Raw genomic sequence first — 20,328 nt, forward strand, 5'->3', positions numbered from 1 at the left:
CCCCGCGCCCGGAAAGTGGAACCTAGGCGTTCCAGAGTCCGTAGGAGTCCGCGAGCGAAGAGATTTTCTCGGCGCGGGCGAGGCGCGGCAGGTAGGAGCCGTCGCCCACCACCGCGCCGGCCGCATGCGCATCGAGCAGTTCGTGCGCCCACTTGATTTCCGACTCGCTGGGTGAGAGTCCCTTGTTGATGGTGTCGGCGGCGTCGGTGAGCAGGCAGAGCTTGCCCGTCATGCCCATGGACGCTGTCACCTTGCAGGCTTCCAGCAGTTCGTCGCCGAGCGCGCCGACGGTCGGACCGTCGATGGGGCCCGGCAGCTGGCCCACGCGGGAGGCGACTACCAGCCGGGAACGGGCATACGCCAGGGCCATCGGTGAATCGCTGGCCCCGGTGTCGCGGCGGAAGTCGCCCACGCCGAAGGCGAGGCGGAAGGTGCCCGGCGCGCGGGCGATGTCGGTGGCGTTCTCAATCCCGACGGCGGATTCGATCAGGGCGAGTACCGGGGTGCCGGCCTGCAGCCGCATGGCGGTGTGCGTGACCTGCTCGGGCTTTTCCGTCATGGCCAGCATGACGCCGCGCAGGCCCGGCGCCTTGGACAGGGCGGCCAGGTCGTCGGCCCAGTAGTCGGTTTCCATGCCGTTCACGCGGACCCAAGCGGTCATGCCGGTGGACAGGGCCTCCACCACCCGTTCCCGCGCCGCGGCCTTGCCCTCCGCCGGCACGGCATCTTCCATGTCGAAAATGACGGAGTCTGCTTCAGAGGCGAGTGCCGGCCCGAAATTCGCTTCGTCCGCCGCCGAGGCCAGAAGCCATGAGCGGGACAATTTTGCGGGAAGAGCGGCAGCACGGCGGTTTCTTAAAGCGGACATACCCCTAGCCTAATGTTTCCGCCGCCGGGGCCACCAATGGAGGGGCGAATGCCGATGAGGCATGCGCCACGTGCGTTCGCGGCGGAGGTAAACCGGCGTCAGAGAGATGCCGGGTGGCGGCCGCTAAACCGGCGTCAGAGAGATGCCGGGTGGCGTCGGCGCCGCCGGCGGGCCACAACGATGGCGGCGACCACCGCTGCTGCCAGCAGCACTACGACGGCGATGCCCAGCGGGGACCCGGCGGCCGCGGCCAGCCAGGCGTTGAGGGCAGCCAGGCCCACGGTGGCGTACAGCACCGCCCACAACACCGAGCCGACCACGACGGCCGGCAGGTACCTGCGCAGCGGCATCCGGCCCAGGCCGGCCGCCGCGTTTACCGCAGTCTGGACGCCCACCGTCAGGAAGCAGAGCGCGACGGCGGGGGCTCCCCAGCGGGCGATGATAGCCTCCGCGCGGCGCATGGCCGGCGAATCCAACTGGCGGACCAGACGGGTGTGCCGCCCGCCGGCGGCCACTCCCCTGCCGGCCCAGTACGTGGCGTTGGCGCGCAGCATCACGATCACGAACAGCGCGCTGACCGCGTATCCGAAGGGGAGGCTGGCGATCTGCTCCATGTCAGACCGCGGGCTCCGGCCGATGCGGGGCGTTCGGAGCACCCTTCAGTTCGGCGCAGAACGGTCTGCCCACGATGGTCTCCTCTGGAGTCGGCGGATGTTCCCTTCCGCGGACGGAGCACGCTGTCCGTCGCGAACAGCAGTTTACGCTTACCTAACGCCGGGCCGTCAGGGAATGTCAATGCCGCCGCCGGGCACGTCCGTGGCAATAACGACGACGCAGCACGCCTTCCCCAGTGCGGGCCGGGAAGTGTCTTACGCTGTCCCCATGGCCCAGCTGACTCCCCGCACCACCGATGCCCTCCCGGCCGCCCAGGCGCAGCGACTGCAGCGGGCGCTCGACGAGAGCGCCGATGTCACCGTTTTCGTGAACGGCACCACGGTGAAGCTGCCCGCCCAAGCCGCGGACGCCGTCGTCGATATGCTCCGCCGCTTTGCCCACGGCGATGCGGTGATGGTCAGCTCCGCAGTCGAACTGCTGAACACCTCGCAGGCGGCCGAGGTGGCCGGCGTGTCGCTGACCTACATGCGCCGCCTGACCGACGCGGGGACCATCCCGGTCCAGTACCGCGGGACCCACCGGCGGATCCTGCTCTCCGACGTGTTGGCCTGGCTGGAAACCCGGACCGCCGCACCCGACGCAGGTTCGGCGGACGCCGCCTCCGCTGCGGGTTAGCGGGCTCTTCCCGCCTGTGCCGGGGAACCCGCGCCCTACGGCATCCTCTTCCCGCCTGTCGCCGGGCCGCGGCAGGCACCGGGGTGCACAGCCGGCGCGATCACCCCTAGGCTGGGTGCCACGGGCCCGGGACCGGGTCCTGAAGGACAACCAGAGGAGACTGTGACCGTGGCCGACCTGCTTGCTCCGCTCGTGACCCTCCGCAACGGTGCCAAGATGCCGCTGCTGGGACTGGGAACCTGGCCCCTGGACAATGCGGAAGCCGCCCGGACGGTCGAAACTGCACTCAACCTCGGCTACCGGCTGTTCGACACCGCGGAGAATTACCAGAACGAGGAAGGCGTCGGCGAGGGGTTGCGCCGCAGCGGGCTTGACCGCTCGGAAATCTTCATCACCACCAAGTTCAATAAACAGTGGCACAGCGTCGACGGCGCGCGGCAGGCCTGCGAGGCCAGCGCCCGGCGGCTGGGCGTCGACTACGTGGACCTGCTGCTGATCCATTGGCCCAACCCCGGGCAGGACCGCTACGTAGAGGCCTTCGAGGGGCTGACCCGCTTGCTGGAGGACGGGAGCGTGCGGGCCATCGGCACGTCCAACTTCAAACCCGCGCACCTGCAGCGGTTGTTCGACGCCGGACTGGTACCCGAGGTCAACCAGATCCAGCTGGATCCGCGGCACACCCGCGGGGACCTGGTGGAGATACACCGCCAACGCGGCATCGTCACGGAGTCCTGGAGTCCGCTCGGGAAAGGCCGCGACCTGCTGCGGGAGCCGGCGGTTCAGTCGCTGGCCGGCAAGTACGGCAAGAGCCCGGCCCAGATCGTGCTCCGCTGGCACACCCAACTGGGGCATGTGCCCATCCCCAAGTCCGCCCGCCCGGACCGGCTGGCCGAAAACTTCGCCATCTTCGACTTCATGCTGGAGGCCGGCGAACTGGCCCGGCTCTCCACGCTGGACCGGGGCACCGGAGACATCACCGACGCCGACGCTTTCGGCCACTAGGCGGCGGACTGCGGGAACTGCTCCGGCTCCCTCCCGCTCGAGGCGCGCCAAGGTTCCAGTCCGGCTTCCCTCCCGCTTGAAGCGCGCCAAGGTCCCGGTCCGGCTTCCCTCCCACTCGAGGCGCGCCAAGGTTCCGGTCGGCTTTCCTCCCTCCGGAAACCGCCGGCCCCGCCATGGCCGGCTTCTGACCGTCCCGACGCGAACCTCCGCGGTCTTGGTGGCACCGGTCACCGGGCCAGAAATATGCAAAGGAATACATACTGATGGGTTTGTGTTGCGCCTAGTGACACCGGATTTAACTCAACGGTGTTCACCGCAGCCGGCGTGACGCTCGGATTAGCGCCACAGGCCGGCTGGAAGCAGTACAAAGGAGACAACAATGACTGTGCAGGACAAGGTCGCTCTCGTAACCGGCGCCGGCCAAGGCATTGGGCGGGCCATCGCTCTTCGCTTGGCTGAAGACGGCTTCAACGTCGCCATCGCCGATATCGAACCGCAGCGCTCCAAGGGCGAGGCTGTCGCGACGGAGATCGAAGCCCTCGGACGCAAGTCCGTTTTTGTGGCAGCAGACGTCGCAAAGAGGGACGAGGTTGTTGCGGCTGTCGACACGGCCGCCGACCAGCTCGGCGGATTCGACGTCATCGTCAACAACGCAGGCATTGCCCAGATCAAGCCGGTTCTTGAAATCAGCGAGCAGGAACTCGACCAGATTTTCAATGTGAACGTCAACAGCGTGGTCTGGGGCATTCAGGCCGCGGCCGCCAAGTTTGAAGAGCTCGGCCACGGAGGCAAGATCATCTCGGCTGCCTCCATCGCAGCCATCCAGGGCTTCCCGATTCTCAGCGCCTACTCCGCCTCCAAGTTCGCCGTGCGCGGCTTCACGCAGGCCGCAGCCCAAGAGCTGGCGCCCAAGGGGATCACGGTCAACGCGTATGCGCCCGGCATTGTGGGAACCGGAATGTGGGAGCTCATCGACAAGGAGCTCAGCAAGATCAACGGAAAGCCGATCGGCCAGAACCTCAAGGAGAACGTGGAGGGCATCGCCCTCGGCCGGATTGAGACACCGGAAGACGTTGCAAAGATCGTGTCCTTCTTCGCCGGCCCCGACTCCGATTACGTCACCGGCCAGGTGCTGCTGGTGGACGGCGGCATGCTCTACAACTGACCAGGGCAGGCGGGCTGTCCGCACCACAGCTTGATGGGTGAAAACAACCCCTGATGGGCAGGACAGGCAAGGAAAGGATCAGGCCGGAGCGTTGGGGGTCGCTCCGGCCTGATCCTGTTGGGGGAGGTTTGGTTTTGAAGGCGGACGCCGGCGGGATTTCTCCTATTGCCACGCCTGGTCTGCCCAGGCGGCGTCACGCGAGTAGTTGCTGCCGGTGAGGTTCCAGAGGTCGTCATCCTGGGCGTGCGCACCCAGCACACCGACCTGATCAAGGGATGTTGATGTTCCTTCGTTCTGGACATCCGGACTCTTGATGGATTCGGGTCCAATCGACGAGAAACCGAACGGGCTCATTTTGTCCTCTTTTCCAACAGTGAGGATTCGACTTCGGGCGACCAGGCCCTGGCATAGACACCGAGTGCCGCTTCTTCCCACGTGGTGAACCCCAACCGGTTCATCAGCAGGTGGGCCTGGGAAAACGTCAATTGCTGCGCACTGCGGCTAACCCGCGCACGGTCCGCCCGGTACAGGTACGAGTCAAGGGTCCTGATCCAGCGGCGGCGCCAGTTCTGGACACTGCTTTCGTCCGCGGTCGCGGCCATCAAACGGTGCATCGGCGCGGTGCGGGCTACCAGTCCGGCGGTGAGGCTGTGGCGCGCCTTCGGGGCCGAACGGCCCAGCTCGGCCGTGGATACCCGCAGATGGTTGTCCCAGCAGTACTCCCAGGACAGCCTGCCGCGGTCCGGCCACTGCTGCGCCTTCGGCCCGTACATCATGGCCCACGCTGCATCGCAGAGGAGCAGGGAAGCAAGCGCCGAACGTCCTTGGGACTTGCTGAAACGCTGCGTGGCCCACATGGCCAGCTCGGAGGATAGTTCGAAGACCTCCTCCGCGAGTTCCAGCCCATCGGGTCCCCCAAAACGGTCCAAGTCCGCTTCGGGCACGGGGACGGCTGCATCAGCCGGCGAGAGGTGGATGGAATCCTCGCTGCCGGAAGGCAGCACGAAATTTTCCTGCGTGGTGATGCCGGGAAGGATGTCGAGGACCCGGTCCCGGGCCGCCAGCTCAAACCTTTGGAGGCTGTCGAGGATTGGACGGCGGCCCAGGAACCGGACCTTCACGTGAGGCCCCATCTGGTCGGCACTGTGGCTGAAGTACCAGCGGCCCACACCTTCGCGGCGAGCGTGGGCGACCAGCGGTGTAACCAGTTCTCCTATGACTGCGTCGACTACGTCCTGCCTACCCGTGTAAATAGACAGAACCCACCAGTACGATTTGACGTTCACCGAACTTGTTGGGCGGATGGCTGTCAGCTGGCTCATGCGCTACTCCTGGTTCGATGTTCTGATGGTTGGGGAGGGATAGCCGGCGTCATCCTGGTTACGGAATCAGCACAATGCCGATGAGATGGGGCGGCTTTTTACCAGTCCCAGATATAGGCGGAAGCGGTGGCGTTTTGAGAATGGGGAACCGGTCCTAGATCGGCCGCTACTGCCGGAGTGGCCGCAGAGACCGCCCCCAAGGCAACCAGCAGACCTGCCGCGATGCTTGCGATCTTCTTGAACATGTCATTCCCTTCACATGGCTTAGGTTCGTTCAGTGACAAATCCAGCCGGGTTGCTCGCCCCCGACATGTTCAAGAGTTCCGTGCTACTGCTACGCCTGTCCAGCCAATCCAGTTGCAACATCCGGACATGCCATGATCGTGCCTCACGGCTTGCGCTGTCACGTTCCGGACAGGTGGTCGAAACCGCCTGCTGCCCCGAGAACCCGGGGAAGGGAACGGCTCCACCGGATCACCGGACAAACGCCGTGAGCCGGTGGCATAATGTGGCCATGGCAGGAAGTGGCCGGTAACAAAAGGCGCAAGATGCCCCAAAGAAGTGCTTTAGACTGACCACAGAGCGGCCGCACCGCACCGGAAATGGCAGGCCCTGCGTGATACATAATGGATCAACCGGAGGAGCGCCCTATGCTGAGCGGGACGGCATTCGAGGTCTATGAATTCGCTGTGGCCCACCCTGGCTGGACCAAAGAAACCATGTCCACGGCACTTGGCTACACCATCCGCGACCTCAACATCGCCATCGGCGAACTGGTCAGCCGGCAACTGCTCCAGCAGCCGGCACCGGACGTCGAATGCTATGTCGCCATCTCCCCCGACGTTGCGCTGTCGCAGCTGGTGGACTCCGACGAACGGCTGCTGATCGACCTGCGCACCAAGATCAGCGGACACCGTGCGGACATGGCGGCCCTCGTGCCGACGTATTTGGCGGCCCGCAAACGGGTGTCGCTTGACTCCTCCGTGGAGGTCCTCGAAGACCCGGGAGTGATCCGCAAGCTGCTGGTGGACTATGGCCGGGACGTTTCCGAGCAAGTGCTGATCAGCCAGCCGGGTTCCGGCGCCTCCGCCGACGTCCACGAAGAGGGCATCCAAAAGGACATCGAACTACTCAACCGCGGGGTGGTCCGCAAGAACATCAGCCACGCCAGCACCCTGGACCACGTGCCCACGCGCAAAGCGGTCGCCGCGATTTCCCCGGCCGGCGGTGAGTACCGAACCTTGCCCTACGTGCCGCTGAAGATCATGATCTTCGACCGCAACCTCGCCCTGATCGGACGCCAACTGCATCCGGAAGACCGCGGCGCGCTGGTGGTGCGCGACTTCAACCTCATCCAGGTCTTCATCAACCTGTTCCACGTGGCCTGGGAGCTGGCCGACCCCTACATCTTGGACGGGCAGGACAACGCCGCCTCGGATCTCAACGGCATCCAACACTCCATCCTCAACGCCATGGCCGCCGGTTACTCCGATGAGGTGATTGCCCGGAGGCTGGACATCAGCGTCCGCACGTGCAGGCGCCACATTGCGTGGATGCTGGAGCAGCTCGGCGCGGAAAGCCGTTTCCAGGCCGCGCTGAAGGCCCGGGACGCGGGCTGGCTCTAGCCCCAGGCAGTACCAATAGAAAACTTCTGTTTCCTATCCCGTAACGTCTCGGGCTATCCTGTGTGAGTGACTTCACAGGATGCAGACCTTTCCGAGACCCTGCCCACCGAAACGGAAGTGGCGCTGGAGCGCGCCACTGCGGCGCACCGGCACGAGCACCTGTTCTCGCAGCGCGCCGCAAACATCAAGCAATCAGCCGTCCGCGACGTCTTCGACATCTCGATGCGCCCCGGGCTGGTATCCTTGGCCGGCGGCAACCCCTACCTGCAGTCCCTGCCCTTGGAAAAGATTGCCGGCATGGCGCAGCGGCTGATCGCCGAGCATGGGATGACCGCCCTGCAGTACGGCGGCGGCCAGGGCACCCCGGACCTGCGGCGCCAGATTTGCGACGTCATGGCACGGGAAGGGATCACCGGCGTGGATCCCGCGAACGTGGTCGTCACGGCGGGGTCCCAGTCCGCCCAGGATGTGGCCGCCAAGGTCTTCTGCAACCCCGGCGATGTGGTGCTGTGCGAGGATCCCACCTACGTGGGCGCGCTGAACACCTTCGAGGCCTACGAGGTCCAGGTGGAGCCGGTGTCGATGGACGAACACGGTCTGGTCCCCTCGGAACTCCTGCGCCGCATCGAAGAGCTGCAGGGCGAGGGCCGCAGCATCAAGTTCCTCTACACCATTCCCAGCTTTAACAATCCTTCCGGCATCACGCTGGCCGCCGAGCGCAGGCAGCACATCGTGGACATCTGCCGCGAGGCCGGCGTTTTGGTCCTCGAGGACAACCCCTACGGGCTGCTGCGCTTCGACGGCCAGCCCTTGCGGCCGCTGCGCGCCGATAATCCCGACGACGTGGTCTACCTGGGTTCGTTCTCAAAGATCCTGGCGCCGGGCCTGCGGATCGGCTGGGCCCTGCTGCCCGACCACCTGCAGCGGAGCTTCTATCTGGCCAACGAGGCGGTCACCCTGTGCCCGCCCACGTTCAACCAGATGCTGATTTCCGCCTACCTGGACGAGCACGACTGGGTGGGGCAGATCGATACCTACCGCCGGTTGTACGCCACGCGGTGTGCCGCCATGTTGTCGGCGTTGGACGAGTTCATGCCGGACGGGGCCACCTGGACCGAACCCGAGGGCGGCTTCTTCGTCTGGGTCACCCTCCCGGAGGGTGTTGACACCTACCCGCTGCTCTACGACGCGATCGAGGCCGGAGTGGTCTTCATCCCGGGAGCGGCGTTCAGCCCCTCCGAGGACCCGTCCCGTCAGCTGCGGCTGGCTTTCAGCGCCGTGCCCGAAGAGGCTATTCGCGAGGGCGTGCGGCGGCTGGCGCCCGTCCTTGCAAAGGCTATGGCCGGCGCCGGTTCTTGAAATAGCGGTAGTACGCGTAGCGGCCGGCGAAATACAGGCCGATCACGATGATGATCCGCAGGATGGGGTGCAGGCCGGGCACCAGCCAGATCATGACGTAGCTGAGCAGGAAAACGGCCGCCATGGCCCACAGGGTGCCCTTCCAGTCGATCCTGGGCACCCCGGAGTCGTTGCGCTGACCCGAGGGCCTGTTGTTACTCATGGCCCCAGTCTTTCACAGCCGGTACGCGGCCAACGGTCCGTCAGGGAATGAGGTCGTTGATCTGGCGCAGCGGATCCCAGACACCGTCCTCCGAGTTGGACACCATGGCCAAGGTGAGGTCGTGTGCGGGAAAGTACTCCACGATGGCGCTGGCCCCGGTGTTGATTCCGTCCTTGGACAGCGTCCGCATCCTGCCGGCTGTAGACGTGAATTCGAGTCCGAACCCGTACTCCACCACGGTGTCGCCGTCCTCGTGGTGCTTCACCTGGGGAGTCAGGAAGGCCCGCGTGGATTCGGCCGACAGCAGTTTCCCGAACCTCGCAGCGTCCAGGAACACGGCGAGGTCGCGCGCCGTCGCGTGGGCGCCACAGTCCGGAGACCCGATGGGCGGATAACTGTAGATGTTCGACCGCCAGCCCGTCCCGTCCCCGGCCGGTTCCCAGCCTTCGGCTACATCCGGGACCGCCGCGCGCATATCGAAGAAACCGGCCGTCATCCCTGCCGGAGCGAAGACATGATCGACGACGTAGTCGCGGTAGGCACGGCCCGTCACCTTTTCCACAGCCAGGCCGGCCAGGACGTAGCCCACGTTGCAGTACCGGCATCCCTGCCCCGGCGCGAAGTTGGGCACCTTGTGCACGAACTGCGGCAGGAAGTCCGCGGTCTCCGTGACCGAGTAGTTGGGCCTGTCATGCCAGAGCGCCTCGTATGATTCGCCGCTTTCCTCATCGGCGTCGTCGGCGATGCCGGAGGTGTGGGTCAGCAAGTGCCTCAGGGTGACCGATGCGGGGATCTGCGTGTCGGCCAAATCCACGTATTCGTGGATCCGCGCGTCCAGAGCCAACGTGCCGGCATCGACCTGCTGCAGCACGGCGACGGCGGTGAAGAGCTTGGTCACGGAGGCGACGTCGAACCGGGTGGCCGTGCTGACCCGCACGTTCCACCGCCGCGTGGCCACCCCGTAGGCTTCGTCGAGCAGGACCCGCCCGCCCTGCCGGACGTGGATGGCGCCGGAGAAGTTCCCGGCGGCCGCCGACTCCAATATCCCGGCGGCAGCGGCGGCACCGAAGGATGCAGTCATGAACCGACTCTAGCGCGCGGTCAGCGGCCCACCAGGATGCCGTCCAGGTCGGCGTGGACCGTGGCGCCGGGCCGGAACAGCACGCCACCGATGTCTACGGGCACGTCCGTTTCCCCGCTGCTGTCCTTGGCGCTCTTCCGCGGGTTGCTGCCGAGCGCCTTGACGCCGAGCGGCAGCCGCGCAAGTGCCGCCCGGTCCCGGACCGCCCCGTTGATGATCACCCCGGACCAGCCGTTGGCCACGGCGGCCGCGGCGATCATGTCCCCCATCAGCGCCGTCTCCAGCGAACCGCCGCCGTCGACCACCAGCACGGCGCCGTGGCCCGGGGAGTTGAGGACGGATTTCACCAGCCCGTTGTCCTGGTAGCACCTGACGGTGCGGACGGGTCCGCTGAACGCCGCCCGGCCGCCGAAGTCGCCGAACTGGAGCGACAGCGACGCCAGTTCGTCGCCGCGCTGGTCGTACAGATCCGCCGTGGGGATCACTGTAGGTTCTGCGCCGCGGGCCGCTGCGTTGCCAGCTGTCTCAATCACCTGATGGTGCTCCTCCTCGCCACACCGCGATCATAGCCAACCGCGGCCCGGCGGGCATCCACGCGCCGCGCACCGCCCATTCAGCACGCGGTGCCAGCGCCCGGTCAGACCAGCATGACGCGGCGCCGCGCCGTCAATCCAGCAGCAGCGCCGGTTCTTCCATGATCGCCGCGACGTCTGCCATGAACCTGGCGGAAAGGTCGCCGTCCACCACGCGGTGGTCGAACGATCCGCCCAGCGTGGTGATCCAGCGCGGAATGACTTCGCCGGAGACCACCCACGGCTTCTGCCGGATGGTGCCGAACGCGACGATTGCGACTTCGCCCGGGTTGATGATCGGGGTGCCGATATCGATCCCCAGCGCGCCGATGTTGGTGATGGAGAGGGTGCCGTTCTGCATGTCTGCCGGCTTGGTCTTGCCGGCACGGGCGGTGGTGGCCAGGTCGTTGAGGGCGACCGCGAGCTCTTTGAGCGAGAGGTCCTGGGCGTCCTTGATGTTCGGGACCAGCAGGCCGCGCGGGGTGGCGGCGGCAATGCCCAGGTTCATGAAGTGCTTGACGTGGATCTCGTCGCCGGACTCCGTCTCCACCCAACTGGCGTTGACGTTCGGGTTGCGCGCGGCAGCCCAGATGACGGCCTTGGCCAGGATGAGCAGCGGCGACACCCTGACGCCCTCGAAGTCGCGGGACTTCTTCAGCCGCTGGACGAACTCCATGGTCCGCGAAGCATCCACATCCACGAAGATGCTCACGTGCGGGGCGCTGAAGGCCGACTCGACCATGGCCTTGGCGGTCGCCTTGCGCACGCCCTTGACCGGGACCCGCTCGATCCGGTTGTCCAGCCCCTTGCGCGGCGTCCAGAACGTCGGGGCAGCTGCCTGCTCCGCCTCGCGCTGGGCCTGGTAGCTGAGCAGATCCTGCTTGGTGACCTCGCCGCCCTTGCCGGTGGGGGTGATGTCCGCCAGGTTGATGCCCAGGTCCTTGGCGGCCTTGCGCACCGGCGGCTTGGCGAGCACCCGGGTCAGCAGCCGCGTGACGGCCGCCTGGACGGCTTCGCCGCGGGCGGCCCCGGTCGCCGGGGCCGCCCCGGGAACCGCTGAGCCTTCGCCGGCGGGAACCGGCGGCACGTGCTGGGCCTGGCCGTGCGGCTCGGGCAGATGGATTTCCGCGGCGGGTGCGGCCCCGTCGCCGGACGGGACCGCGGAACGGCGCACCGCCGTCGTCGTTGTGGGAGAGGAAGCCGAGGCGCTGCCGCGGCGCGGGCGCCGCCGGACCGGATCCGCCTTGGGGCCGGAACCGACCAGCGGCCCGCCCTCGGCGGTGGCCTCGGGCACCGGCTGCTCCGGAACGGGAGCCGCGGCGCGCGGTGGGGCGGCGGGCTGCCGGGCAGCGCCTTCGGCGGCGACGGCGAAGATCGGGGTGCCGACCTCTACGGTCTGCCCCTCCGGCACCAGCAGCTCCGACACCACGCCCGCGTAGGGGCTGGGCAGCTCGACCAGCGACTTGGCCGTCTCGATCTCCACGATGACGTCATTGACCGCCACGGTGTCCCCCGGCTTGACCTTCCAGGACACGATTTCGGCTTCGACCAGTCCCTCGCCGACATCAGGGAGGTTGAAAATCTGCGTGTTCGACATGGAAACTCCGATATCAGTAGGCGAGCGAACGGTCGAGGGCCTCGAGCAGGCGGTCGATGTCCGGCAGGTACTGTTCCTCCACCTTCGCCACCGGGTAGGGCATGTGGAAGCCGCCGACGCGAAGCACCGGCGCCTCCAGGCTCAGGAAGGCGCGTTCGCCGACGCGCGCGGCGATCTCCCCGCCGATGCCGCCAAAGGTCGGGGCTTCATGCGTGACGATCAGCCGTCCGGTCTTCTCCGCCGACGCCGTGATGGTGTCGAAGTCGATCGGCGAGATGGAGCGCAGGTCGATGACCTCCACGCTGTTGCCGTCCTCTTCCGCCGCCTTCGCCGCGGCCAGGGCCACCGGTACCAGCGGGCCGTAGGCGACGATCGTGGCATCGGTGCCTTCGCGGACCACCTGGGCGCTGAAGGCGTCGCGGCCGGCCGACTCGGTGTCCACCTCGCCCTTGAGCCAGTAGCGGCGTTTGGGTTCAAAGATGATGACCGGGTCCTGGCTGGCCACTGCCTGCTGCGTCATCCAGTAGGCGTCGTGCGGGTTCGAGGGGGTGATGATGCGCAGGCCGGGAGTGTGCGCGAAGAGGGCCTCCGGGGACTCCGAATGGTGCTCGATGGATCCGATGCCGCCGCCGTAGGGGATGCGGACGACGACCGGGGCGGACAGGAGTCCGGAGCTGCGGGTCCTGATCTTGGCCAGCTGGGTGGTGATCTGGTTGAACGCCGGGAAGACGAACCCGTCGAACTGGATCTCGCAGATCGGCCGGTAGCCGCGGAAGCACAGCCCGATGGCGGTGCCGAGGATGCCGGATTCGGCCAGCGGGGTGTCGACCACGCGGTCGGCGCCGAACTCGGCCAGCAGTCCTTCGGTGACCCTGTAGACCCCGCCGAGCTTGCCGATGTCCTCGCCCATGATCAGCGTCTTCGGATCATTGGCCAGGGCCTCGCGCAGCCCGCTGGTGATGGCCTTCGCGATCGTCATGGTGGTCATCAGCGGGCCTCCCCAGCGGCGTTGTCTTCGGTGGCGGAATCGGCGAAACCGGCCTGGTACTGCCGGTGCCACTCCAACTCCTCGCGGACCAACGGGTGCGGATCGGCATAGACGTTGGCGAAGTGGTCCTCGAAGTCCGGGGCCTCCATGGCCAGGACGTCGGCACGGGTGGTCGCCGCGAGCTTGTCGGCGTCTGCCGACACCTCGTCGAAGAATTCGTCGCCGGCCGTGTTGGTGCTGCGCAGGTACCGTTCCAGCCGCAACATCGGATCGCGCTCCCGCCAGCCCTCTTCCTCGGCAGCCTCGCGGTATTTGGTCGGGTCGTCGGCGGTGGTGTGGGCGCTCATCCGGTACGTGAATGCCTCGATCAGCACGGGCCCCTTGCCCGAGCGGGCGTGCTCCATGGCCCACCGGGTGACGGCGTGGACGGCGACGACGTCGTTGCCGTCCACGCGGATACCCGGGAAGCCGTAGCCGGTGGCACGGTTGGAGAGCGGAACGCGGGACTGGACTTCCGTGGGAACGGAGATGGCCCAGTGGTTGTTCTGGCAGAAGAACACCACCGGTGACTGGTTGGAGGCGGCGAAAACCATCGATTCGTGCACGTCGCCTTCGGAACTGGCACCGTCGCCGAAGTACGCGATGGCCACGGCGTCGTCGCCGTCGCGCTGGATGCCCATCGCGTAGCCCACCGCGTGCAGTGCCTGGGCGGCCAGCACCAGCGTGTAGAGATGAAAGTTCGCCTCCTGCGGGTTCCAGCCGCCCTGGCTGACACCCCGGAACAGCTTGAGCACGTGGGACAGGTCCAGCCCCCGGGTCAGGGCGACGCCGTGCTCCCGGTAGGTCGGGAACACGTAGTCCTGCGGTTGCATGGCCCGGCCTGAGCCGATCTGCGCCGCTTCCTGGCCGAGCAGGGGAGGCCAGAGCAGCAACTGCCCCTGCCGCTGCAACGCGGTGGCTTCCTGGTCGAACCGGCGGATCAGCGCCATGTCGCGGTACATCCCGCGAAGCGCCTCGCCGTCGAGGTGGGCTGCGTAGGGGCTGTACTTCGCATCGTCGCGGACGGTCCCGTCCGGGGCCATCAGCTGCACCAGCGCAGGCGCGTCCGAGGGGTCGCTGGACACCAGCGACTGCTCAAGTTCTTCGATGTCGAATTCCGAGGCGGGCAGGTGCTCAGCGCCCATACGAACTCCTCGCCGATCCGCTGCCCTGCGGCAGAGATCTTCGCTGTTCATATATGCCGGGCCGGGAATACATTCCTGACCCGGCATATACCTGTCGTTTGTCTCGTCCTAGCCTAATGGCAGGTGCAGTGGGGGCCGGTGATATTACCGTCAGGAAACGCCCGGACCGTTTGTATAGTTCTCACAGACGGCCAGGAAGCGGGTGTTGGCTTCGACTTCGCCGATACTGACCCGCACGCCCTCCCCTGCAAAGGCCCGCACGGACAGTGCCTGCCGGCCGGCCAGCTCTGCGAACTCCTGCGCCCGGTCACCCAGCGGCAGCCAGACGAAGTTGCCCTGCGTCTCCGGGATCTTCCAGCCGAGCATGTTCAGTCCGGCGACCACGCGGTCCCGTTCGTCGACGAGGCTTTGTACCCTTTCTACAACTTCGTCGTAGTGGCGCAGCGAGGTGATGGCCGCATGTTCGGCCAGGCTCGACACCGCGAACGGGGTGGCCGCTACGCGCAGGTGCCGGGTGATCTCCGGCTGCGAAATGGAATAGCCCACCCGCAGGCCGGCCAGTCCATGCGCCTTGGAGAAGGTCCGGAGCACCACAACGTTGGGGTACTTCTTGTACATGGCTACGCCGTCCACCACCTCGGGGTCGCGGACGAATTCCGTGTAGGCCTCGTCGATCACCACGATGATGTCGTCCCGCACGCTGCGGACGAAGCCTTCCACTTCCGCCGCAGTCAGCGCCGGTCCGGTGGGGTTGTTGGGCGTGCACAGCAGGATGACCTTGGTCCGGTCGGTCACGGCGTCCAGCATGGCGTCCAGATCATGCGAGCCGTCGGACCGGTTGGGGATCTGCACGCTGCGGGCACCGGAGAGTCCAACCATGATCGGGTAGGCCTCGAAGGACCGCCACGCGTAAATCACTTCGTCTTCGGTGCCGTCCTCGTGCTGCCCGGCAAACGTCTGCAGGATCTGCACCAGGGCACCCAGGCTGCCGGCGCCGGTGACCACGTCGTCAGCGGGGACATCCAGGAACCGGCCGAGTTCGGTCCGCAGCGCCGTGCACAACGGATCGGGGTAGCGCATGATGTCCGCCGTCTGCGCGTTCACGGCTTCCAGCACGGCGGGCAATGGAGGCAGCGGGTTTTCGTTGGAGGACAATTTGTAGGACTGCAGTCCTTGGATTGCAGCCGGCGGTTTGCCGGCAGCATATTTGGGCAGCCTGTCGAGCACCGGCCGGGGGTGGATCCGGACCGACGCACCTGCTGCCGGAACCGCAGCTTCCTTGATGGGGTTCTCAGGAGGAGTCATGCCTTAAAGGATACGTGCGCCGGTCACGGGCTTTTCCGCGCCCCGGCGCCGGATGTGGCAGCATACACGCATGGGAAAGTTCATTGTGCGGGTCGTCGTTAATGCGCTGGCGCTCTGGGTGGCAAGCTGGATCCTGCCCGGCCTGGCCATCGAGGCCTCCGCAGCGGCCGACGTCGCAGGCAACGAGTCCTTTGGCACGGTGCTGGCGTACCTGTTCATCGGCCTGATCTTCGGCCTGGTTAACGCCATTGTCCGGCCCATCATCTCCTTCCTCACGCTGCCCGTGACCATCCTGACGCTGGGCCTGTTCACCATCGTGATCAACGCCCTGATGCTCGTGCTGACGGCCTGGTTGTCAAGCTTCACGCCCGTCGAGTTCGTCGTCGATTCCTTCTTCTGGACGGCGATCCTCGGCTCGCTGATCATCAGCCTGGTCTCGCTGGTAGTGGGCACGCTGACCCGCACCCGCTGATGCCCGGCATCACTTACCCCTGCCCGCCCCGACCCGCCGCCGGCGGTGCCTTCCGGAGGCCCGGGCGGGGCGGCTTCGACCCGTCCGGCTGCGAACGGCGCAGGGTGAACAGATGCTGCCTGGCGGTGCCGCCGGCGAGCGCTGCGCCCAGGAATGCTGTCGCGTCGCGCACCGACGGATCCGGACTCGCGTCGATGTTTCCGGCCGCCCGCACATAATTCCCGAGATCATGCCCGGGTCCCAGCCCGGCCCCCGCGCCCTCAGGGGTGGCCACGGGGTCGGTCAGGGTCACGGTGACCTGATCGCGTCTGTCCGGATTCGGCCTGGCGTCGGCGCCCGGCACCCAGTCCTGGGCGTGCTCCAGGTGAACGCTCCGGACGCCCGGGCCAGCGTCGATGCCGGCCACCGGCGACCCGGCCGTGAGGACGAAGCCCACGTTGTGGTCGGCCAGGAAGGCCGGATCGGCGGCAAGGTTCATGGCGTGGATGCCGCCCTGGCTGTACCCGACCAGCACCACCAAATCCTCCGCGCCGGCGCCGGCTCTCTCGAGGGCCTGCGACACGGCGGCCGAGACGAACGGGCTCCCGCCGGCGACCGCTTCGGCGATGCCGGTCTCATCGAACGGGTTGGCTGTTGCCTCGGCCGAGCCTGCGGCCTGGGTGCCCGGCAAGGCGACCACCCACCCCTTCCGGCCGCCGGGGGCGGACACTTCGAGCACCTCTACCGTGCCGTCGCCGGCGCGGTCCGCGATAGCCGTCCGGTGGAGCAGCCCTGCCAGGGAAGCCGGTGCGGGATCGATGTCCACGGCCGCCGCGGCCACACGTTCAACCTGGATGTCTCTGGCCCGGAGCATTCCGGCTTGCCGCGCCGCGGAGACCAGCAGCGGGGCCACGTGTTCGGTGGCCGGGTTGTTCCACCGGCCGCCCTGCCGGCCATCCCGTAGCAGCATCCCCGCTGCCGGGCCTCCCAGCGCTCCTGCCGGCGCTGCCGGGAACTGCCCGAGCAGCCGTTCGCCTCCCGCCCGGGTCGGCCGGCCCTCATTGGCGGCCATGCCGAGGGGAACCGTCAGCCACCAGGTGGCCGAGTCGACCGCCTGCAGCCCGGCGGAGACGGCCTGCTCGGTTGCCAGGTAGGTTCCGTGGGCCAACCGCACCTTTCCGGCCAAACCCCCAGCGCTGTCGGCAAGGGCGGCCAACGATCCCGCAGCGGTTGAGACGGCAGCTTCGGCCGCCAGCCTCTCCGGCAGCAATGTCCAGCGCGGATCGGCCAGCAGCATTTGCACCGACAGGAGCTGGCGCCACAGGTCGTCGATGGCAGCGGCCGCCGACTCCAGTCGGATTGCTGCAGACGTCAGCTCCTGCCACTCAAACGCGACGCCGCCAATGCCCCCGGCAACCCGATAGCCGGCGTACCGGCGGTGCCCGGTGCCGCCTTCCCACCACCGGGCTCCTTCGGGCAGCCAGTCGGCGTCAGCCACCGGGCATCACCAGCACACTGCATCCTGGCCCCAGCAGTCACGGCCGGGGGGCGCACAAAGCGGCGGCCGCCGTTTTTGCCGCGCCGGCAGCTGCTTCTGCCGCGCCGACCGCGGCTGCCGCGAGCCTTAGCAGTTCTGCAGCCTCCGCCATCCCGGTGCGGTACTCGTACAGCCGCGCCCTGAAGGCCTTGCCGGCCGGCGAGACCCATGCAGCAGCTGCGCCGGCCAGATCCGCCCGTACGGCCAGCAGATCCTGCTCACAGGAAAGCAGCCGGCCCGGGGCCAGCCCCCATTCCGGGTCCGGCGGACCGCCCAACCCGGCCTCCGCCGTCGCCGTTTGCCAAAACATCACCGTAACCTCCTTTGCTCTCGACTTCCGACGCTAGGGCCGGCGCCGCCTGCGATGCCCGACGTAAAACGGCCATGTGCACGAGGGAGGACGCAGCGCCGCTGTGCAGGCGAAGTCACGCAGGAAGCGGCGGCAGCGGACATGGAAGAATGGGGCCATGGCTGAAACTCCCCGTGTCCCCCTGGCAGACGTCACCCCCGCTATCGCACTCGGTCCGCTGGACGGGCGGTACCACCAGGCGGTTGCGCCCCTGGTCGATTACCTCTCCGAAGCCGCGCTGAACCGCGACCGCGTGCACGTGGAGGTGGAGTGGCTGATCCACCTGGCCGGCCAGTCCGTCCTGCCGGGGGCGGGACCGCTGACCGAGGAGCAGCAGTCGGCGCTGCGCAAGATCGTCACCGACTTCGACGGCAATGCCGTGCGCGAACTGGCCGAGATCGAAGCCGTCACCGTCCACGATGTGAAGGCCGTGGAGTACTTCATCGGCCGCCGGCTCAGCCAGATGGGCATCGAGAACCTCACCGCCATGGTGCACTTCGGCTGCACGTCGGAGGACATTAACAACCTCTCCTACGCGGTGGGCGTCAAGGGAGCCGTGGAACAGGTCTGGCTGCCGGCCGCCCGCGCCCTGGTCGAGCAGTTCTCGGCTATGGCCCGGGAACACCGCGAAGTGCCGATGCTCTCCCGCACCCACGGACAGCCTGCCACCCCCACCACGCTCGGCAAGGAGTTGGCGGTCATTGCCCACCGCCTCACCCGCCAGCTCGACCGGATCGCCCGGACCGAGTACCTGGGCAAGATCAACGGGGCCACCGGCACATACGCTGCGCACTACGCTTCGGTTCCGTCGGCGGACTGGCAGGCCGTTGCGAAAACCTTCGTGGAGGGCCTGGGCCTGACCTGGAACCCGCTGACCACGCAGATCGAGTCGCACGACTGGCAGGCCGAGCTCTACTCCGACATGGCACGCTTCAACCGGATCCTGCACAACGCCTGCACGGACATTTGGAGCTACATCTCCATCGGCTATTTCGCGCAGATCCCGGTGGAAGGAGCCACCGGCTCGTCCACCATGCCGCACAAGGTCAACCCGATCCGCTTCGAAAACGCCGAAGCCAACCTGGAAATCTCCAACGGCCTGCTCGACACGCTGGCGGCCACCCTGGTCACCTCCCGCTGGCAGCGCGACCTCACCGACTCGTCCTCGCAGCGGAACATCGGTGTCGCCTTCGGGCACTCGTTGCTCGCCATCTCCAACGTTGCCAAGGGCCTGGACCGGCTCAGCGTGCCGGCAGACGTGCTGGCCGCGGACCTGGACCAGAACTGGGAGGTGCTCGGCGAGGCCATCCAGATGGTCATGCGCGCCGAGGCCATCGCCGGGGTCGAAGGCATGGAGAACCCCTACGAGCGGCTGAAGGAGCTCACCCGCGGCCACCGCGTCGACGCCGAGCGCATGAAGGAGTTTGTCTCCGGCCTCGGCCTGTCCCCGGATGCCGAGAACCGCCTGCTCGCGCTCACCCCGGCCAATTACAACGGCATCGCCGGCAAGCTGGTGGACCACCTGCGCTGACCCTCCGCCGGTTCTGGCAACGACGGCGCCGGTCGCCTTCCGCGGGGAAGGCGACCGGTCGCCGTCGGGCCGCAGGAGCACGGCCGATCCCCGGGATCAGTGATCCGTCTCACCAAATTCGTCGTTTGTTCACCGGGGGGTCTAGAGTCATTACTACGCCGCGGGGTGGAGCAGTTCGGTAGCTCGCCGGGCTCATAACCCGGAGGTCGTAGGTTCAAATCCTACCCCCGCAACGAATGAAGGCCCTCTGACTAGGGATTATCCCGGTCAGAGGGCCTTTCTTTTTGATTCGATACTACTCGGCTCCGTTCTAGGTTTAAGTGATCCCGCAACGCTCTGTTGTCCATTCAGCAGGCCGTAGGGCTCCCTTGACTCAGGGCCCTGGGCTTGCGACGTTGTTCATCACTTCGCCGTCCTGAAACTCCTTCCCGGCAAAGAGAGACCTGTGGTGCATCTATGGTGCAGACTGGCGGCACCGCCGATGTTTATGTTCATGTGGGTTCGGGGATCGTCGATCCCCCTCCCTCCGGCACCGCCCGGCGATCCATGAATGGATTTGACCTGAACAAGTGACGTCCTCTGCGCCTCAGAGACTCTCTTTGCATCGGCGGCAAGTGCACTCGACCGGTGTAGACCTGGGCCGAAGGCACAAGAACTCTCGGTGAGGTCGATCGTGAGCGGCGCCCGTGCTTCAGCAGGATCTTCAGAAACAACTCCGCCGGCGACGCAATCGACGGCGGAAGAGCAGCCACAGCCGCTGACGACGAGTGCCAAGGAAGCCATGGCCGAATAGCAGAAGGTAGCATCCGAGTTTCCGGAAGCGCTCGTGCACGGCGTCAGCTTCCCCAACACTCTCCCTCCCGCTCTGTTGCAGAATAACTACTCAGCAGAAATGGGCGT

21 protein-coding genes and 1 tRNA gene are annotated in these 20,328 nt (G+C 66.9%); 8 read left to right on the forward strand and 14 right to left on the reverse strand.

Annotated features, from left to right (window positions below; genetic code table 11):
- Positions 1–22: 22 nt before the first annotated feature.
- Positions 23–868, reverse strand: coding sequence for an HpcH/HpaI aldolase/citrate lyase family protein (locus tag AC5RV3_RS06280; RefSeq protein ID WP_494112344.1), 846 nt, complete (start codon positions 866–868; stop codon positions 23–25).
- Positions 869–1,002: 134 nt separating this feature from the next.
- Complete coding sequence (locus AC5RV3_RS06285; RefSeq protein WP_494121381.1) at positions 1,003–1,482, reverse strand: DedA family protein; 480 nt, start codon at positions 1,480–1,482, stop codon at positions 1,003–1,005.
- Positions 1,483–1,750: 268 nt separating this feature from the next.
- Between AC5RV3_RS06285 and AC5RV3_RS06290 the strand changes: the two genes are divergently transcribed.
- The 3 genes from AC5RV3_RS06290 to AC5RV3_RS06300 all read left to right on the forward strand — a co-directional run bounded on the left by AC5RV3_RS06290 (position 1,751) and on the right by AC5RV3_RS06300 (position 4,325).
- Positions 1,751–2,158 (forward strand): helix-turn-helix domain-containing protein, encoded by a 408-nt coding sequence (locus AC5RV3_RS06290; RefSeq protein WP_493980005.1) that lies wholly within the window; start codon positions 1,751–1,753, stop codon positions 2,156–2,158.
- A gap of 162 nt (positions 2,159–2,320) precedes the next feature.
- The gene (locus AC5RV3_RS06295) at positions 2,321–3,160 is read left to right on the forward strand and encodes an aldo/keto reductase (RefSeq protein WP_494121382.1); all 840 of its coding nucleotides are present in this window, start codon (positions 2,321–2,323) and stop codon (positions 3,158–3,160) included.
- 379 nt (positions 3,161–3,539) lie between these two features.
- Positions 3,540–4,325, forward strand: coding sequence for an acetoin reductase (locus tag AC5RV3_RS06300; RefSeq protein WP_494121383.1), 786 nt, complete (start codon positions 3,540–3,542; stop codon positions 4,323–4,325).
- Between the two features lie 162 nt (positions 4,326–4,487).
- Here the strand turns inward: AC5RV3_RS06300 and AC5RV3_RS06305 are convergent, their stop codons facing one another.
- The 3 genes from AC5RV3_RS06305 to AC5RV3_RS06315 all read right to left on the reverse strand — a co-directional run bounded on the left by AC5RV3_RS06305 (position 4,488) and on the right by AC5RV3_RS06315 (position 5,892).
- Complete coding sequence (locus AC5RV3_RS06305) at positions 4,488–4,679, reverse strand: hypothetical protein (RefSeq protein ID WP_494121384.1); 192 nt, start codon at positions 4,677–4,679, stop codon at positions 4,488–4,490.
- Complete coding sequence (locus AC5RV3_RS06310; protein WP_494121385.1) at positions 4,676–5,647, reverse strand: lantibiotic dehydratase C-terminal domain-containing protein; 972 nt, start codon at positions 5,645–5,647, stop codon at positions 4,676–4,678. The genes AC5RV3_RS06305 and AC5RV3_RS06310 overlap by 4 nt, the downstream gene beginning before the upstream one ends.
- A gap of 98 nt (positions 5,648–5,745) precedes the next feature.
- The gene (locus AC5RV3_RS06315; protein ID WP_493989877.1) at positions 5,746–5,892 is read right to left on the reverse strand and encodes a hypothetical protein; all 147 of its coding nucleotides are present in this window, start codon (positions 5,890–5,892) and stop codon (positions 5,746–5,748) included.
- A 405-nt stretch (positions 5,893–6,297) separates the two neighbouring features.
- Here AC5RV3_RS06315 and AC5RV3_RS06320 point away from each other — a divergent pair, with 405 nt between their 5' ends.
- Together AC5RV3_RS06320 and AC5RV3_RS06325 are read left to right on the forward strand one after the other, a co-directional pair.
- Positions 6,298–7,272 (forward strand): helix-turn-helix transcriptional regulator, encoded by a 975-nt coding sequence (locus AC5RV3_RS06320; protein ID WP_494112338.1) that lies wholly within the window; start codon positions 6,298–6,300, stop codon positions 7,270–7,272.
- Positions 7,273–7,338: 66 nt separating this feature from the next.
- Entirely contained in the window at positions 7,339–8,631 is a 1,293-nt protein-coding gene (locus AC5RV3_RS06325) for an aminotransferase-like domain-containing protein (protein WP_494121386.1), read from the forward strand.
- Here AC5RV3_RS06325 and AC5RV3_RS06330 read toward each other — a convergent pair.
- The 7 genes from AC5RV3_RS06330 to AC5RV3_RS06360 all read right to left on the reverse strand — a co-directional run bounded on the left by AC5RV3_RS06330 (position 8,609) and on the right by AC5RV3_RS06360 (position 15,560).
- Positions 8,609–8,833: a hypothetical protein gene (locus tag AC5RV3_RS06330; RefSeq protein WP_494112336.1), complete on the reverse strand. Its 225-nt coding sequence runs from the start codon at positions 8,831–8,833 to the stop codon at positions 8,609–8,611. The two genes, AC5RV3_RS06325 and AC5RV3_RS06330, sit on opposite strands and share 23 nt — an antisense overlap.
- 40 nt (positions 8,834–8,873) lie before the next feature.
- On the reverse strand, positions 8,874–9,914 hold the full coding sequence (locus AC5RV3_RS06335; protein ID WP_494121387.1) for a serine hydrolase domain-containing protein: 1,041 nt from the start codon (positions 9,912–9,914) through the stop codon (positions 8,874–8,876).
- A gap of 20 nt (positions 9,915–9,934) precedes the next feature.
- Positions 9,935–10,447: a ribonuclease E activity regulator RraA gene (gene rraA / locus AC5RV3_RS06340; protein WP_494121388.1), complete on the reverse strand. Its 513-nt coding sequence runs from the start codon at positions 10,445–10,447 to the stop codon at positions 9,935–9,937.
- A gap of 133 nt (positions 10,448–10,580) precedes the next feature.
- Positions 10,581–12,083, reverse strand: coding sequence for a dihydrolipoamide acetyltransferase family protein (locus AC5RV3_RS06345; protein WP_494121389.1), 1,503 nt, complete (start codon positions 12,081–12,083; stop codon positions 10,581–10,583).
- Between the two features lie 13 nt (positions 12,084–12,096).
- Entirely contained in the window at positions 12,097–13,071 is a 975-nt protein-coding gene (locus AC5RV3_RS06350; protein WP_494121390.1) for an alpha-ketoacid dehydrogenase subunit beta, read from the reverse strand.
- The gene (pdhA, locus tag AC5RV3_RS06355) at positions 13,071–14,255 is read right to left on the reverse strand and encodes a pyruvate dehydrogenase (acetyl-transferring) E1 component subunit alpha (protein ID WP_494121391.1); all 1,185 of its coding nucleotides are present in this window, start codon (positions 14,253–14,255) and stop codon (positions 13,071–13,073) included. Before pdhA ends, AC5RV3_RS06350 begins: the two co-directional genes overlap by 1 nt.
- Positions 14,256–14,405: 150 nt before the next feature.
- On the reverse strand, positions 14,406–15,560 hold the full coding sequence (locus AC5RV3_RS06360; protein ID WP_494121392.1) for a histidinol-phosphate transaminase: 1,155 nt from the start codon (positions 15,558–15,560) through the stop codon (positions 14,406–14,408).
- Between the two features lie 70 nt (positions 15,561–15,630).
- Here AC5RV3_RS06360 and AC5RV3_RS06365 point away from each other — a divergent pair, with 70 nt between their 5' ends.
- Positions 15,631–16,032 carry a phage holin family protein gene (locus AC5RV3_RS06365; RefSeq protein ID WP_494112329.1) on the forward strand — a complete coding sequence of 134 codons (402 nt, stop codon included), beginning with the start codon at positions 15,631–15,633 and terminating at the stop codon, positions 16,030–16,032.
- 13 nt (positions 16,033–16,045) lie between these two features.
- Here AC5RV3_RS06365 and AC5RV3_RS06370 read toward each other — a convergent pair whose 3' ends face one another.
- Together AC5RV3_RS06370 and AC5RV3_RS06375 are read right to left on the reverse strand one after the other, a co-directional pair.
- Positions 16,046–17,509: a hypothetical protein gene (locus AC5RV3_RS06370; protein WP_494121393.1), complete on the reverse strand. Its 1,464-nt coding sequence runs from the start codon at positions 17,507–17,509 to the stop codon at positions 16,046–16,048.
- A gap of 37 nt (positions 17,510–17,546) precedes the next feature.
- Entirely contained in the window at positions 17,547–17,858 is a 312-nt protein-coding gene (locus AC5RV3_RS06375) for a hypothetical protein (protein WP_494121394.1), read from the reverse strand.
- Between the two features lie 157 nt (positions 17,859–18,015).
- Between AC5RV3_RS06375 and purB the strand changes: the two genes are divergently transcribed.
- Together purB and AC5RV3_RS06385 are read left to right on the forward strand one after the other, a co-directional pair.
- Positions 18,016–19,428, forward strand: a complete 1,413-nt coding sequence (gene purB, locus AC5RV3_RS06380) for an adenylosuccinate lyase (protein WP_494121395.1) — start codon at positions 18,016–18,018, stop codon at positions 19,426–19,428.
- Between the two features lie 159 nt (positions 19,429–19,587).
- Positions 19,588–19,661: transfer RNA gene (locus AC5RV3_RS06385), tRNA-Met, on the forward strand.
- Positions 19,662–20,328 lie beyond the last annotated feature (667 nt).

The organism is Arthrobacter sp. Y3221114 (assembly GCF_059092625.1).